A 16,173-nucleotide genomic window follows, 5' to 3' on the forward strand; every position below is an offset into this window, starting at 1 on the left:
CCCCCTTACAGATGCAGTACGCGGGATTTGATTTCTTTGGTCTTCCCCACGTTCCAGAAGTTTTCTCCCAGATAGCCGCAGGTCCGCCGGGTCACGTTCATTTTGGACTGATCCTTATTGTGGCACTGGGGGCATTCCCATTCCAGATTGTCGTTAATCTGGATTTCTCCGTCAAAGCCGCATACCTGGCAGTAGTCGGATTTGGTGTTGAATTCCGCGTACTGGATGTTGTCGTAGATGAACCGGACCACATCTTCGATGGCGGTGGGATTCTTCTTCATGTTGGGAATTTCCACATAGGAAATGCAGCCGCCGGAGGAAATGGGCTGGAACTGGGCTTCGAACTTGAATTTGCTGAAGGCATCGATGGGTTCCCGCACATCCACATGGTAAGAGTTGGTGTAATACCCCTTGTCGGTGATATCCTTGATGGTGCCGAACCGTTCCTTATCGATCCGAGCGAACCGGTAGCAGAGGGATTCTGCCGGAGTCCCGTACAGGGCAAAGCCCAGGCCGGTCTTGGCCTTCCAATCATCGCAGGCCTGGCGCAGCCGCTTCATCACCCGCATGGCGAATTCTTCTCCCTCCGGAGTGGTGTGGCTGCAGCCCTTCATGGCTTTGGTGCATTCGTACAGGCCGATGTACCCCAGGCTCAGGGTGGAATACCCCCCTTCCAGCAGCTTGTCGATGGTTTCCCCTTTCTTCAGACGGGCAATGGCGCCGTTCTGCCAGTGGATGGGGCTTACATCGCTGCGGATGCCTTTCAGGGCATTATGACGGACCATTAAGGCATCATAACACAGATCCAGCCGTTCATCCAGGAGCTTCCAGAACTTTTCCTCATCCCCTTTGGCGATGATCCCGATCTGGGGCAGGTTCAGGGACACCACACCCTGGTTGAACCGGCCTTCGAACTTGTAATTGCCCTTTTCATCCTTCCAGGGAGACAGGAAGGACCGGCAGCCCATAGGAGAGAACACGTTCCCCTGATAGATTTCCCGCATCTTCTTGGCAGAAATGTAGTCCGGATACATCCGTTTGATGGAGCACTGGACCGCCAGCTTGGTCAGGTAGTCGTATTTGCCGCCCTTCAGGCAGTTGAATTCATCCAGCACATAGACCAGTTTGGGGAAGGCCGGGGTCACATAGACGCCCACTTCGTTCTTGATGCCTTCCAGCCGCTGCCGGAGGATTTCTTCGATGATCTGGGCATTTTCTTCGATGTATTCATCCTTGGGGTCCAGATGCAGGAACAGGGTCACGAAAGGAGACTGTCCATTGGTGGTCATCAAGGTATTGATCTGATACTGGATGGTCTGGACGCCGCTGGCCAGTTCGTCCTTCATCCGGCTGTCCAGGATGGCTTCCAATTCTTCTTCCGGCATCTGGCCATGGGTAGTTTCAATCAGGCGCTTGCGGAATTTTTCCCGGCTCCGGCGCAGGTATTTGCCCAGGTGGGACACGTCTACGGACTGGCCCCCGTACTGGGCAGAAGCCACAGAAGCGATGATCTGGGTCATGACGGTGCAGGCCACCTGGAAGCTCTTGGGGCTTTCGATCAGCTTGCCATGCATCACCGTGCCGTTATCCAGCATATCCCCCAGATTCACCAGGCAGCAGTTGAACATGGGCTGGATGAAGTAGTCCGCATCATGGAAGTGGATGACACCCTGGTCATGGGCCCGGGAGATCTTTTCCGGCAGCACTACCCGGCGAGTCAGGTCACGGGAGACTTCCCCCGCGATCAGGTCACGCTGGGTGGAAACCATGACAGCATTCTTATTGGAGTTCTCTTCCATTACGTCCTTATTCTTGTTGCTGATCAGGCTCAGGATGGAATCGTCGGTGGTATTGGCCTTCCGGACCAGGGCCCGGTTGTACCGGTAAATGATATAGGCCTTAGCCAGTTCATAATGGCCCCGGACCATGATCTGCTTCTCCACCATGTCCTGGATATCTTCCACCAGCAGTCTCTTTTTATTTTTATGTTCCACAAAGGAAGCAATCTCTTCGATGTCTTCCTGTGCCAGCCGTTCCTTTTCTTCTACGGCCTTGTTGGCTTTAGATATGGCTGTGACGATTTTATTCCGATCGAAGGCGACCGTCGAGCCGTCCCGTTTGATAACCTTCATGGCTGTTCCTCCCCTTAGAATTCCACACTTATTATCTTCTAAGAATTACTATTGATATTATACGACAAAAGAAGTAACTGTACAAATGATTTTTTCAGTTCTCTCTCTTCGCTGATAGTAATGATACACCAAAAAAAGGATTTCGGCAACCTATATATAGTGTGTATATTCCCTATATTGACGCAAAAGATACAATAGATAGTGTGTTCTCTCAAGAAATACGGCCGTTACGTTTTCCTTCCAAAAAAAGCCTTGCCCGTTCCTGTACTTTCTGGCTGGCGAAAAAAACAGATGGCGGAATCAGCCTTTCCACCATCTGTTACAGATTTTCAGTTTACAGTGAGTCAGGGTAACAAACCTGCTTTCATTTTCCTTCCGCTGCCAGACGGTCCCGGAATTCTTTCTGGATGGCAGCCAATTCATCCGGGTCATCAATTAGTTCCAACACCGTATCGGCCAGGATCTTGGCACCGAATACCACCGCTCGATGGGCTTCTTCGCTTTTTCCAGCAGCAATGAATTCGGGAGAATGGGAGCTGGTCCCGTCCGGGACGAAGGCTACCCGGATACAGGAACCGGGTACCCGGTGCATCACATTGGCAAAATCCGTAGATCCAGTGCGCTGCCGGGGAGGCTGGCAGTTAGGGGCTTGGAGCTTATGGGCATATTTCATCAGCACATCGTTCAGCTGGAGATTGGGGATCTTGTTATCCAAGATCTTCCCCACCTTGGCTTCCACCGTGGTTTCCGTCATCATGGCCGCGCCCTGGAAAATCTTTTCCAGCCGGACCATCAGTTCCTTCACCGCTTTTACTGTATTGGCACGGACCATCACCTGGGCCTTGGTCAGGCTGGGCACCACATTGGCCGCCGTCCCTCCTCCATCCGTGATGTTGTAATGGAGCCGCACATCATCGGTCACATGTTCCCGCAGGCACTCCATCCCATGGAAAGCCAGACACATGGCATCCAGGCTGCTCCGGCCGGCTTCCGGCTTCAGAGCGGCATGGGCGGCCTTGCCATGATAGATCAAATCGTATTCCGCATTGGCCAGACATTTGATGTCCGTCTGGGTCGCCGGTCCCCCGTGCATCATCAGGGCCACATCCAATTCTTCGAAGGTGCAGCCGTTCTGGATCATGATATATTTGCCGCTGATGTTCTCTTCGCCGGGAGTCCCGTAAACCGTCAGGGTAAAAGGCCGGGTGCCAGCGGCTTTCTGGATGGCCACGGCCGCTCCCAGGATCCCCGGTCCCTGCATCTGATGGCCGCAGCCATGGCCCATGCCCGGCAGGGCATCATATTCGCACAGGAGCCCCATATTGGGTCCGCCCTCCCCGTTTTTGCAAACGGCTTTGAAAGCCGTTTCCAGTCCGCCTATCCCCCGGGTCACGGTAAAGCCGTGGGCTTCCAGGTACTCCGTCAGCAGGCTGCTGGCAAAGACTTCATGGGGTCCGATTTCCGGATGGTCGAAAATGGTATCCGCCATCTTCGTCAGTTCAGGGGCTTGTTCATCTACACAGGCATTGGCCTGGGCAATTTGCTGTTCCAGCATATTCCATCCTCCTCTGATTCTCTATACTCTTCACTCTTTACTCTTTACTCTGCACTCTCACCGTCACATGGGTCCCAGATGGATCAATTGGGCGATGAAAGCCATCACACAGCCAGTAATCTGCCAGATGACGAACAATTTCCACATGAAGCGCATCCACCGGTCATAGGGAATGTTGGTGACGCTCAGGGTCCCCATCAGGGCCGTAGACGTGGGCAGGATATAGTTGCAGAATCCATCCCCGAAGTTAAAGGCCAGGACAGTGGTCTGCCGGGTCACTCCCAATACGTCCGCCAGGGGGATCAGGATGGGCATGACGGCCACGGCCTGCCCGCTGCCGGAAGTCAGGAACACGTTGATGATGGTGTTGGCCAGGACCATCCCCGGAGCGATCACCACTGGCGGCAGGCCGCTGAGGATCTCGGCCATGCTGTGCACGATGGTATAGGTGATGTGCCCGTCATTCATGACACTGCTGATGGCCGTCGCCATACCGATGATGAAGGTAGCCCCCAACATCTTCTTGCTGCCTTCCAGGATATCCTTGCAGACCCCGTTGGGGCTGGTGCCGATCACCAGATCCGCCACCACGGCATAGGTCAGGAATATGGCTGCCATATGGCTCATGCCCCATTTCAGGGCAATGGCGCCGTAGATGATGGCTGCAAAGGAAATGATCAGGAGAACCAGGGGGATGAGCATCCGCCCGGTCAGATGACTGGCTTTTTCCAGATCCATCCCGGTCGAATTGTTTTTCATCAGCTGATCCAGGTCATACATGGGACTGCTTTCCGGATCTTTCTGCACCTTTTTGGCATACCGGATCAGATAGATATTTGTCACAATATAGAACACCACAAAGCAGATGGCTCGGTACCACAGGCCGGAATAGGTGGGCAATTCTGCAATGCTCTGGGCCACTACCGTGGTGAACATATTGAAAGTCCCAGTGGAAAAGCCAATGGCTCCCCCCAGGACCATGATGGCTTCCCCGGTCAGGGAATCCAGCCCCATGGCCATGGCCAGCATCACCATCACCGGAGCAAAGGGGATGAAAGTATTCACCCCTTGTGTGGTGCAGATCAGTCCGAAAATCAGGGTCAGCACCGGGATGAAGATTTCCAACCGGTTAGAGAACTTCCGGGCCCCTTTGGCCAGGATGGCCTGGAGAGCGCCGGTTTTGGTCACCACATGGAAGGCAGCCCCGGCCATGAAGATGACCATCATCAGGTCGATCCGCTTGCTAAAGGATTTGATGATATAGAGAGGTACCAGCAGCGGATTCACCCCAGAACTCTGGATATAGCGAAAGGTGGACGGATTGACCACTTTCCGCCCAGCCGCATTCTTGACAAAATCATAGGTCCCGGCAGGGACCACCCAGGTCAGCAGCACCCCCACCAGGATCATGATGAAGATGATGATGAAGGTATGGGGGAATTCCATCTTTTTGACCGGCTGCAGCGCCGTTTTCTTCTGTTCCATGCGATCAATCCTTCCTTTCAGCCCAGCGGCCAGCTTCCATGAACATCCGGGTCAGCAGGTACATCCGAGGGACCACACTGCTGACGGAAGCACATTCCTGGGGAGTATGGTTCTTGCCTCCCTTGACGGCTCCAAAACAATCCACAGCTACAGCTCCTGCATCAGCAGCCCAATTGGCATCAGAAGCACCGCCTACGGAGCGAACAACCAGTTTCCGTCCCAGTTCCCCATAGATTTCCTGGGCCAGCTGGATCAGCCGATCCGTCCCTGGATTGGGGGAAAAGGGCGGATTGCCTTCTTTCACCTCTGCTTTTACCTGTGTTCCGGGAATCGACGGATGAGCCGCTATTTTTTCGGCTTCCCGGCGCACCCTGTCGATTTCCTGCCGTTTTGTCACCCGAAGATCCGCCACAGCAGCAGCATGGGCCGGAATGATGTTTTCCCGTTCTCCAGCCTGGAGCAGCGCAAAGTTCAGGGTAGTCCCCTGCTCCAGGTCTTCCAACTTTTTCATCTGCTGGATCTGGTACAGGATTTCCATCAGGGCACTGGCTCCCTTTTCTGGAGCATTGCCGGAATGAGACGCCACACCTTGGACCTCCACTTTCAGCAGATTGGACCCTTTCCGGGAACGGACCAGTCCATCTCCTTCCTGACCGGATTCACAGCAAAGATAGCAGTCATGCTGGGGAGCCAGCCGGGCGATCAACTTCCGGCTGCTGGGAGAGGCGATTTCCTCATCCCCGTTGAAGAGCAGGGTGATCTGTTCGAAATCCTCGAAATGGAGCGCCCGCAGCTGCTTCATGGCGAATACCATCATATTGACGCCGCTTTTGCAGTCAGCAGCTCCTGGTCCTTTGGCCCAGTCCCCCTCGATCCGGAACGGTCGTTCTGCCACGGTCCCTTCTGGGAATACGGTGTCCAGATGAGCGCTGGCCATGATTTTCCCCCTGCCTTTTCCCTTAAAGACCGCAAGCAGGTGACAGCCTTCCTGAGGATTTTCCATGGGAATCTTTTCCAGGGAAAAAGGCTGCAGCGGTTCCAATTCTTTCCATACCAGATCCGCCACCCGATTGATTCCCTTTCCGTTCCGGGATCCACAGTCTACATTGACCAGTTTCTCCCAGTTGGCCATATACGTGGGAAGGGCTTTTTCACAAGCCTGATACAATTTTTCGTTTTTCATGACACTCCTCCCATTCAAAGCTGGAGCATACCAGCTCTTATGGAGTCATTGTAGGACATTCCGATCATTCATTCCAATTGTATTCTGCTCCGTTCTGATAAATATTTTCAATCGCTTAGGGCTAGAAGAAGATTTTTTACACAGGGATGTTATAATAGATACAAATTGGAAAAATCCCCACCTGCAGGAGGAATCATGAACCTGAATTTTAAACAGTTGCGCTATCTCTGCGCACTGGCCGATACGGGAAATTACCATGCTGCTGCTCAAAAATTGTTCGTGACACAGCCGACACTCAGCATCGCCATCAAGAATCTGGAAACTTCTCTGGGAACCCTGCTCTTTATTCGAACATCCCGAGAAGCGATTCCCACGGAAGCTGGAAAGATCATGATTGCTTATGCCCGTCGGATCCTGGAACTGGATCAGGAGATGTCCCAGAAATTAGGCCAGCTGCACCAGCCTCCCAGGCAGGAGCTGCGGATCGGCACCTATCTCATCTTTTACGCCCTGCTGATGCCCACCCTGATTGCGGAGTTCCATCAGCTCCACCCGGATATCAATCTGGTGACTCTCCACTGTCACTATGCAGCCCTGGAGAAGGCCCTGCTGAAGAACAATCTGGATTTGATCCTCTGCGTCCAGGATGAACCCAATCCCCTCCTGGACAACATCCATCTGAAAAAGGAGCATCTGCTGGCGGCCCTTCCCCCCGATCATCCCGCCTGTCAGAAGGCCAGGCCGCTTCCGGATCTTCCCTTCCCCTATCTGGATATCCGGGAACTAAATGGAGAAAACTTCTACATCCAGTACCCCCATCAGCAGATCCGCTGGCAGGAAAACAAGTTACTGGAAGCAAAAGGCTTCCAGCCGGGGAAGATCAAAGAAATCGACAGCATCGACCTGTCCGTCCGCCTGGCCTCAGAAGGATTGGGTGCCGCGTTCACCATGGAATCCTATCTCAAGGCTCTCCATGTCCAGAAGCCCATCCGCTATTTCATCACTGGGGATCTGCAGACCTGCCCCTGGCTGACCATCTGCGTCCCCCGGGGACATTCCCGGCTCCCAGTGGTCCGGGACTGCATCCGTCTGCTGGAAAAAGAAATACAGACCCTGTGCTGACTTATGATCAGCCGGGTCTGTATTTCTTATCCAATCCCACAGCGCCGGGCTTCTGCCCGGAGTTTCTCTCGGAAGGCAGGATGGGCCACGGCAATCAGCTCATTGACCCGTTCTCTGACAGAAGCACCCCTCAGCCAGGCAACTCCATATTCGGTCACTACATAGTCGATTTCGTTCCGGGAAGTGGAAACGATGGTCCCCGGGCGGAAATAAGGCACGATTTTGGATTTCAGTACCTTTTCTCCCTGGGCGTTCCGGGCTGAATACACAGAATGGAGCGCCAGGATAGATTTTCCTCCCGGAGACAGCTGGGCTCCCTGGACCGTTTCCGTCTGGGCACCAGTTGCAGAAAACTGGGTAAAGCCCATGGATTCTGCAGCGCACTGGCCGGTAAGGTCGATTTCCAGCCCTGTGTTCAGTGATACCATGTTCCGGTTCCGGGCGATGATCTTCGGCTCATTGGCAAAAGTGCCTCGGCGGAACACCACCCCCGGATTGTTATCCAGGAAGTTATACAATTCCCGGGTCCCATTGGCAAAGGCACAGAGGGAAACTCCCTCCAGGAATCCTTTCCGGCTGTTGTCCACGGCACCGCACTGGACCAAATCCATCAAGCTGTCGCTGAACAGGCCGGTATGGATGCCCAGATGTTTCCGATCCTTCAGGGCTTCCGCCACGGCACTGGGGATATGTCCCACCCCCAGTTGGAGGGTAGAACCGTCGGGGATCAATTCTGCTACGTGGGCCGCGATTTTCCGATCCAGGTCACCCATGCCAGGCAGGGGCGAAATGGGCGGCTTCCGGTCCGTTTCCACAAAAGCAGCCACCTGGGAAATGGGCAGCAAGGTATCTCCCCAGGTCCGGGGAAAATGGGGGCTCACTTCCAGCAGTACCAGCGCTCCCCGATCGATGATGTCCCGCTCGAATAGGGCACTGAGAGAAAGAGAAAAATACCCGTGGGCATCCATGGGAGAAGCGGAAGCCAGGAGTACCGGCCGCCTGTGCTGGGTCGCCGCCCGCTGGAGAGTCTTCCGGACCAGGCTGGTGGACCCGGCGGGCAAAAAGCTGCACAGCCCTTCGGCATGGGCCTTCCGGGTGGGCCCGCTGAAGAACCAGGACACATGGTCCAGGATCTCCCCCATGGCTGGATCATGATACCAGGACAGATCCGCTATGGGCATGCAGGAATTATAGGTGATGCCCTTCCTGCCCCATTGGCGCAGGAGAGGCATCTTTTCCAACAGGCTCACCGGTTCCGCCATAGCCTGGGCGGACAGCACATAGTCCCCATCTTGGATCAGAGAAAGGACTTCTTCTGCGGTTTTCTTCTTTTGGGCATATTCTTCAGAAAGGCTCATAAGCCACCTCGCGTAGGTATATTTTGGGTTCTATTATAGCAAAAAAGGAGCTGCTGCACAGGCAACAGCTCCTTTTGCGTTTGTCTTACAGGCTTTCAGCGAAAGCTTCCAGAGCGGTCTGGGCTTGCCCGAAGTCGCGGGTCATTTGGTCCACACCGATCTTTACATGAGGAATGTGATGGACATCCAGAGCCTTCTTCAGGTCAGGATATTCCATTTCTTCCGGATCGCAGAACTGCATCATGAAGACGATCAAGCCTTCTGCACCGCTTTCCTTCACCAGGTTGCAGACATGTTCGGATCTGGCGTTCTTGGCGAAGTCAGGGTCATACAGCAGCACATCGTTCTTCTGTTTGGAGAACTGTACAGCCAGGGCCTGCAGGCCATTGTCCAGATCTTCCGGAGCATCTACGGCGAAGCTGCGACTTTCATAAGCGCAGTCATCGGCAGCAATAGCCAGTTTGTTGTCATCCATGGCTTTCAGGATGCCGGGCATGTTGTAGATGATGCCGGAAACCACGACTTTGTGGCCGTCGAATTTGCCAGCAGGAGCAGCAGTCAGTTCCTTATTCAGTTCTTCCAGTTTTTCGGTGTATTCATCCTTCAGCATGAAGTAAGCAGCACGCAGGACGGCAGCACGGGTGGAAGCCGGAATCAGATCAGGATGGGCATTGGCCAGTTTGCAGAATTCACGACGGGCAGCACGGCTCTTGTTGTACACTTTGATGGCATCCAGGATGGCATCGTTGGTGATTTCATGGCCGCAGATTTCTTCCAGATGGCCTTTGACTTCTTCATAGGCATCATAGGTGAACTGCTTGCCGGCTGCATTCTGGCGGACCTGAGGATGAGCCAGGAAAATAACAGGCATCTTGTCTTTCATAGCCACTTTGAAGTTCTGGCTCATAGGACGCAGGGTATCGCACAGGACAGGAGTGATGACTCCGTCCAGGCCGTCCAGGGTGCCGTCCAGGAGCATTTCCAGGGACAGCTGGGCAACGGTGCAGTAGAAGGAAGCACAGTATTCCTTGGAACGGACTTCCTGTTTGCCGTTGCAGCCCCATACGCCCATGGGAACCATGCCTGCAGCATAGACCAGTTCTTCCGGAACGTAGTACGGCAGGCAGCCGATGGCTTTCTTGCCCTGGGCTTTATATTTGGCCAGCATGGTCTTTGGGCTGGCAGATACTTTTTTGAACTCTTCAATAAGTGCACTGATAGCCATTGTTAATTCCCCTTCTTTTCATCATTTGCTTCCATGGCTTCGACCAAGCCTTGAACACGGGTCTCATATTGAGCCGCGTTGAAGTTTCTCGGGTCAGCCTGGTCACCGTCGAATCCAGCAGTGGGGATACCCATGTCTTTGGTGAAACGACGCTGCATTTCAGGCATGTAACCGCTCCAAGGTTTGCAGGACCGGTTGTAGTGGACCAGTACCCCATCGACCTTGTTGTCGCGGATCAGGCCTTCACGCCAAGCAACACCCTGTTCGATGCTGACGGAGTTCGGAGCCTTGCAGTAAGCTTTGACCAGTTCGTCCAGGTTGTTGTAGACGAACCCGAAAGCAGGAGCATATACAACGCCGGTGATGTTCAGGCCGTTGGCTTTCAGCGGTTTGAACAGGTTCGGCAGTTTCGGCCAGCAGGGGATCCCTTCGAACATGATACGATGCTGTTCTTTGAACGGAGCAGTGGAAGTGCCTTCCTTCACATGCTGTTCCAGTTCCTTAGCCAGCAGTTCGAAAGCTTCAGCAGCTTCTACACGGCCACGGGCGGTAACCACGTCAGCCATATGGTTGAACAGGTCGAATCCGTTGAAAGGAGCCGGTTTGTACTGCAGGAAGTCGCAGACCTTCAACCATGCTTTGGCGGTACGGTTGGCATTCTGGCAGCACTGTTCGAATTTGTCTTCATCGAACTTCTTACCGGTGATTTCTTCCATTTGACGGATGGCCGTATCCAGCTGGGAACGGATGTATTTCACGTTGGCTTCGTTCACATGGTCGAATTCGTTGTAGGGAACGTCGATCATGATCAAAGGAATATTGTGGCGACGAGCAATGTCTTCATACCATTTGGTCATGCAGTTGCAGATGTTGTTGCAGCACAGCACGAAATCCGGCATGGGCATGGTCATCTGACGATATTTATGCAGAGCATTCTGACGGCGGGTCTTTTCTTCCCCTTCCGGCAGGGCAGCGATTTCATAGATGTTGTCCGTAGTAGCATAGGGTTTCAGGGTCTTCGGATCGATGACCGGCTTCCCGTTTTCATCGAACATCTTCTTGCCATTGGCATCCTTCATCTGTTTCCCGCTGTTGGGGTTGATGACATAGTTGCCGTCTTTATCCATCTTGTTGGCGCCCCGGAACCCAGCAGCATAAGCCAGGGAAATACGGGCATACCCGCAGATATCGTTATCATAGCCAATGTCTTCAGCAGCTTGGCACATGACTTCGCCGTCACGGTTGGCAGCGATACCAGCAGCTTGGTTTTCCGGATACCCTACATGCAGACCGAAAGATTCAGCCAGTTCGCAGGGGAACTTGGAGGAGGACCAACCTACTTTTTCTCCTCTTTCTTTGGCTTCCCGCAGTTCTCTGTAAACCTTTTCCACTACATCTCTCAATGCCTGAACGCCAGGGCTTACTGTCTTTGGCATAATGATCCTTCCTTCTTTACAATGATTACAACCTTATTTTACCGCTTTTTTATAAGCGTACAGAGCGGCACCCAGGGCACCGTTGTACTGAGCCAGAGGAGAAGTCTTGATTTCCACACCCAAGCCTTCTTCCAGAGCCTCTCTCACACCATAGTTCTGGGCTACGCCGCCGGTCATGACAACATCCTTCACAACCCCCACCCGGTTGGCAAGGCCAATGACACGGCTAGCGACCGAACGATGGATCCCGGCAATGATGTCGATCTTATCGGTCCCTTTGGACAGCTGACTGATGACTTCACTTTCCGCAAATACAGTACAGGTAGAGCTGATGGCAACCCGTTTGGTGGATTTGGCCCCCAGAGCAGCCAGGTCAGAGACCTTGACTTCCAGGATATTGGCCATGACATCCAGGAAACGGCCAGTACCGGCAGCACATTTATCGTTCATCTGGAAATTGGTCATGGTCCCGTTTTCCACATGGATGACTTTCACGTCCTGACCGCCGATATCGATGACCGTATGGACGTTGGGCCAGATGAAGCTGGCACCCATGGCATGGCAGCTCAGTTCGCTCATCTGCTTGTCAGCGATGCCTTCCAGCGAATTGCGTCCGTAGCCGGTAGCCAAAGTAAAGGCCATATCTTCTTTTTTCATGTGGGCATTTTCCAGGACTTCCGCAATAGAACGTGCAGGACCGGAAGTTCCGGTCCCCACGTCTACCAGGGATTTTGCCACGATGTCTTTTCCGTCTTTCAGGATAATGCACTTGGATGCGGTCGATCCAACATCGATTCCCAAGGTATAGATACTCATTAAAACAGTTCCTCCGTAAGGATTATTTCTTTACGAAAGTCTCGAACTCTCTGATGGCACGAGGCAGCATCATCTGATGGAACGGGCAGATGCTTTCCGGATTCTGATAAGCAGCTTCCGTGAAAGCTTCTACATAGCCGCGGATCTTATTCATATCGACGACTTCGTCCACCAGACCCAGTTCAGCGCAGACTTTCGGACGAGATTTGGTATAGAAAGCCTGGATCAGGTTGTTCATCTTGTCGATGGTCGGCTGCAGATCCTTGCCGGCTTTCCGATCTTTGGCCAGTCTCCGGGAGTACATGGCAGTGGCAGCGGTTTCACCGTTCATCACGGCAATTTCCGTGGCAGCCGTACCGATGGAGAAGGCGTTGGTGTCATTGCCCTGAGGCCCGCCCAGTACGTAGTGGGCAGCAGCCGTGCCTTTTCTCAGGGTAATTTCGAATTGAGGGATGTGGGAAGTCTGGATGGAGTAGATCAGGGACTGGCCCAGACCCAGAAGTTCAGCTTTTTCCGCATCGTTGCCCACGTCGATCCCGGTGGTATCCTGGATCCAGACGATGGGCAGACGGTCTCTAGCGCACAGGGTGACGAATTCATTCATCTTCACCAGACCCTGGCGGTACAGCTTCCCGCCGATACCTACAGAACCGGCAGCCTTGTATTCAGGGTAGTTCATCAGGAGGCCCTGGACGTTGGCTACGACGCCTACCAGCAGGCCGTTTACCTTGGCCAGGCCGGTGACCATTTCAGGCCCATACCCTTTCTTGTATTCGCGGAGCTCGCTGTTGTCGAACAGGCGGGCAATCACATTGTAGATGTCATACGCCCGTTTGTCGTTCAGGGGCACCATGCTGTACAGATCGTCAGCCGGGAAAGCCGGGGCTTTCGGATCGTCCACACGGAAGAATTCCGGATCGTATTTCGGCAGCATGCCTACGTACTTCTTGATGCCTTCCAGGACGCCTTCTTCGGAAGCATAGACTTCACGGATGAAACCGGTTTCGGTGTAATGGATGTCGACAGCTCCCGGAGGTTCAGTCTTGCCGGTACGGTCTACCATGTCGGCGATTTCATTGGCGTATTCCATATCCACATGACCTTTGGGGTTCATGCCGCCCATGATACCGGCCCCGCCCACAGCCATGTTGGCTTTTTCATGGGCAATGATGACCGTAGGGCTGATGGAATGGTAACCGCCGCCGGCAGGGTTGGTGCCGTAGATCCCGACGATGACAGGGATGCCCAGCTGGTTCAGTTCAGCGTTCCGGAAGAAAGGCGTGCCGCCGCCGCGACGGTTGGGGTATACCTTTTCCTGTTCGTCGAACTTCACGCCGGAGCAGTTCAGTACATATACCAGAGGGATGTGCAGGGTCTTAGCGGTATCGGAAGCCCGCAGCAGGCATTCAGCCTGGCCAGGCACCCAGGCACCGGCCAGCTTCTTGTTATCGGAAGCTACTACCAGGCACCATTTGCCGTTCACACGGCCCAGGCCCTTGACGATGGCCACGGAACCGTTCTTGTTCCCCTGGGGGTTGAACAGTGTGTTCAGGGGTCTCCAGGAGCCCGGTTCCACCAGTTTTTCGATTCTCTGGAGAGCGGTCAGTTCCCCTCTCTTGTTCACATCAGCATCTGCCTTGCCGGCTTCCTGGGCAGCTTTGATCAGCTGATGGATCTCTTCTTCGATCTTTTTCAGCTGTTCTTCGTTGGCCGCATCCACCTTTTTCAAGGGTTTGCCGACTTGAGGCATATGTTGGAAATATCTAGGCATAGAGTAGAAACCCATTTAACTTATTCCTCCCGAATGTCTTATTTTGCTTCCGTCGGGACCTGGATGAAAGCTTGGCCCGGGTCGATTTCTTCACGGATCAGTTTGATGACTTCCGGATCCGGAGCTTCCAGTTCGACAGCTCTGGATACATCCAGTTCGAAGCCGGTGTTTTCCAGTACATCTTCCGGAGAAGAAGTAGGATAATACCCTGCCAGATACATCCGTTTGGTCTTTTCGTCGAATTTTAGGATTCCGCGGTCGGTTACGACCATCTGAGGTCCAACATCGCCGGGCAGGCCCAGTCTTTCACGTCCGCCAGGGCCATCGATCCAGCCCGGGCTGGTCACGTAGTCGATTTTTTGCATGAATCTGCGTTTTTCATGCTGCATCATGATGATGGTGTTGGAATAGGTGGCAATACCATTGGCGCCGCCGGACCCGGTGAAACGGGTTTTCGGATGATGGTAGTCACCGATGGAGGTGGAGTTCACGTTGCCGTACGGATCGATCTGTGCGCCGCCGATGAAAGCGATCAGACGGTTGGCTTTGTGCAGATATTCGTTGATTTCGAAGCCAACGAACCGGACATTCGGCCAGATGCAGCCACAGTGGGCCATGAACCGCAGGTCACCTACAGAACGAGGTACCTGGATGGGAGAGCAGTCCATCAGACCGCTTTCCACGATGATGTGGCAGTCAGGAGCATAGACTCTCTTGGCTACGCTGGCACCGATCAGGGGGAGACCGGTACCTACCGTTACAACTTGACCATTTTTGATCTGCTTGGCAATGGTCACAGCCTGCATTTCTTTATTGGTATAATTCGTGTAATCAGCCATTGTTATTAGTCCTCCTTCGTCATGTCGATATGATAGCCCAGACCAGGAACAACCTTCAGGTTGATCAGACGGGTTGCACCCAGTTTGTTCAGGTATTCGTCATGATCTTTCAGGTCGAACACCCATTCTTTGCAGAAGGCATCGAAATCTTCCTGGGTCTTGGAGACCTTGTCATAGACTTTCAGGAACGGGTTATCATAGTCGTACAGACCATAGCACTGAGAAGGATGAGCGCCGTAAGGAGCCAGGACAACAGCATCTACGCACATGCCAGGGATGTCGTTCTTCGTAGGATCTCTTCTGATCTCTTCATCACTGATGATTTCTTCGCAGGTGACGATGGTGTATTTAGCTGCTTCAGCAATATCCACATCCTGGAATTTGCCGCCCCAGATGCGGACGGTGCCATCGGGAGAAGCCTGTTGTGCATGGATGATGGCTACATCGATCTGCGGAACAGGTACAGCCACTACTTTTTCACCCGGTTTGAAGGGGTTGTCGATGTATTTGAATTTGTCATCGGGCACTTTGTCCAGAGTCTTGCGGACTTCCTTGCTGATGCCCCATTCATCGGTCAGGCCGGAGCCTTGCATCAGGGTCACAGGCAGGAAAGGCAGGCCCAGGGCTGCTGCATGCCACATCATGTAGATGACGTCCTGGGAATAGTCTTCCATGGTGAGCTTGCCGGCTTCGAACCATTTTCTGAACCGTCTGGATACGTTGGTAACACCGGAGTTGGCGGTATAGCAGTTGATATACGCCTTGACACGGCCATTGCCGATCAGCATATCCCAGTCGCCGCCGGCAGCGCCGCCCAGGCCCGTCAAATCAGTGATACCCTGTCTCAGGATTTCAAACACAGCAGCATAGGGTTTACGGTCAGTCGTAAAACCACCCAGAGCAATGTGATCACCACTATGCACATATTTGGCGACTGCGTCTTTTAACGTCATTACTTTACTCAAAGCAAAAACCTCCTTAAGATCCACACTAGTTTCTGAACCCACCGGAACCCGATTCTAAGAAATAATCCATCCCCCTTTGTGAGTATTTTTTACATTCGCATTCCGGCTGAACCTACTGTATTCAGTGTACAGATTGATTATAACACAAATAATTTTTTTTTTAAATCTCTCCCGGCCCTATTGGTCGTTTTTTTTGCAAATATATAAAAATTCTAATAACTTATAAGAATTTTTCTCTTTTTGTACCTTTTTTATATCATAATTTACACAAAAAAGAAGGTGTTCC

General features: G+C 53.1%; 12 protein-coding genes. 1 reads left to right on the plus strand and 11 read right to left on the minus strand.

The features are described 5' to 3' along the window. Window positions 1-5: 5 nt before the first annotated feature. The 4 genes from nrdD to ACTUHY_RS06275 all read right to left on the minus strand — a co-directional run bounded on the left by nrdD (window position 6) and on the right by ACTUHY_RS06275 (window position 6,355). Window positions 6-2,132: an anaerobic ribonucleoside-triphosphate reductase gene (gene nrdD, locus ACTUHY_RS06260; RefSeq protein WP_442827031.1), complete on the minus strand. Its 2,127-nt coding sequence runs from the start codon at window positions 2,130-2,132 to the stop codon at window positions 6-8. A gap of 364 nt (window positions 2,133-2,496) precedes the next feature. Beyond that, a complete protein-coding gene (locus tag ACTUHY_RS06265; RefSeq protein ID WP_442827032.1) occupies window positions 2,497-3,687 on the minus strand; it encodes a M20 family metallopeptidase in 1,191 nt (396 codons plus the stop codon). 63 nt (window positions 3,688-3,750) lie between these two features. Continuing rightward, on the minus strand, window positions 3,751-5,172 hold the full coding sequence (locus ACTUHY_RS06270) for a YfcC family protein (protein WP_442827033.1): 1,422 nt from the start codon (window positions 5,170-5,172) through the stop codon (window positions 3,751-3,753). Between the two features lie 4 nt (window positions 5,173-5,176). Continuing rightward, the gene (locus tag ACTUHY_RS06275) at window positions 5,177-6,355 is read right to left on the minus strand and encodes a M20 family metallopeptidase (RefSeq protein ID WP_442827034.1); all 1,179 of its coding nucleotides are present in this window, start codon (window positions 6,353-6,355) and stop codon (window positions 5,177-5,179) included. A gap of 195 nt (window positions 6,356-6,550) precedes the next feature. On the opposite strand from ACTUHY_RS06275, the gene ACTUHY_RS06280 reads away from it, so the two are divergent. Continuing rightward, entirely contained in the window at window positions 6,551-7,477 is a 927-nt protein-coding gene (locus ACTUHY_RS06280; RefSeq protein WP_442827035.1) for a LysR family transcriptional regulator, read from the plus strand. Between the two features lie 26 nt (window positions 7,478-7,503). Here the strand turns inward: ACTUHY_RS06280 and ACTUHY_RS06285 are convergent, their stop codons facing one another. The 7 genes from ACTUHY_RS06285 to gctA form a co-directional block, all read right to left on the minus strand. Next, complete coding sequence (locus tag ACTUHY_RS06285; protein WP_442827036.1) at window positions 7,504-8,835, minus strand: acetyl-CoA hydrolase/transferase family protein; 1,332 nt, start codon at window positions 8,833-8,835, stop codon at window positions 7,504-7,506. A gap of 85 nt (window positions 8,836-8,920) precedes the next feature. Next, window positions 8,921-10,060, minus strand: coding sequence for a (R)-2-hydroxyglutaryl-CoA dehydratase subunit beta (hgdB, locus tag ACTUHY_RS06290; protein ID WP_442827037.1), 1,140 nt, complete (start codon window positions 10,058-10,060; stop codon window positions 8,921-8,923). 2 nt (window positions 10,061-10,062) lie between these two features. After that, complete coding sequence (gene hgdA / locus ACTUHY_RS06295) at window positions 10,063-11,496, minus strand: (R)-2-hydroxyglutaryl-CoA dehydratase subunit alpha (RefSeq protein WP_442827038.1); 1,434 nt, start codon at window positions 11,494-11,496, stop codon at window positions 10,063-10,065. Window positions 11,497-11,529: 33 nt separating this feature from the next. Continuing rightward, window positions 11,530-12,312, minus strand: a complete 783-nt coding sequence (gene hgdC / locus ACTUHY_RS06300; RefSeq protein WP_297862260.1) for a (R)-2-hydroxyglutaryl-CoA dehydratase activase HgdC — start codon at window positions 12,310-12,312, stop codon at window positions 11,530-11,532. Between the two features lie 22 nt (window positions 12,313-12,334). Next, the gene (gene gcdA / locus ACTUHY_RS06305; RefSeq protein WP_297862259.1) at window positions 12,335-14,098 is read right to left on the minus strand and encodes a sodium ion-translocating glutaconyl-CoA decarboxylase subunit alpha; all 1,764 of its coding nucleotides are present in this window, start codon (window positions 14,096-14,098) and stop codon (window positions 12,335-12,337) included. A gap of 23 nt (window positions 14,099-14,121) precedes the next feature. Continuing rightward, complete coding sequence (gctB, locus tag ACTUHY_RS06310) at window positions 14,122-14,922, minus strand: glutaconate CoA-transferase subunit B (protein WP_278673738.1); 801 nt, start codon at window positions 14,920-14,922, stop codon at window positions 14,122-14,124. 5 nt (window positions 14,923-14,927) lie between these two features. Further along, window positions 14,928-15,887: a glutaconate CoA-transferase subunit A gene (gctA, locus tag ACTUHY_RS06315; protein ID WP_278673737.1), complete on the minus strand. Its 960-nt coding sequence runs from the start codon at window positions 15,885-15,887 to the stop codon at window positions 14,928-14,930. Window positions 15,888-16,173: the final 286 nt, after the last annotated feature.

The sequence above is a fragment of the Acidaminococcus nyctereutis genome, from assembly GCF_052216985.1.
GTDB classification, from domain to species: domain Bacteria; phylum Bacillota; class Negativicutes; order Acidaminococcales; family Acidaminococcaceae; genus Acidaminococcus; species Acidaminococcus fermentans_A.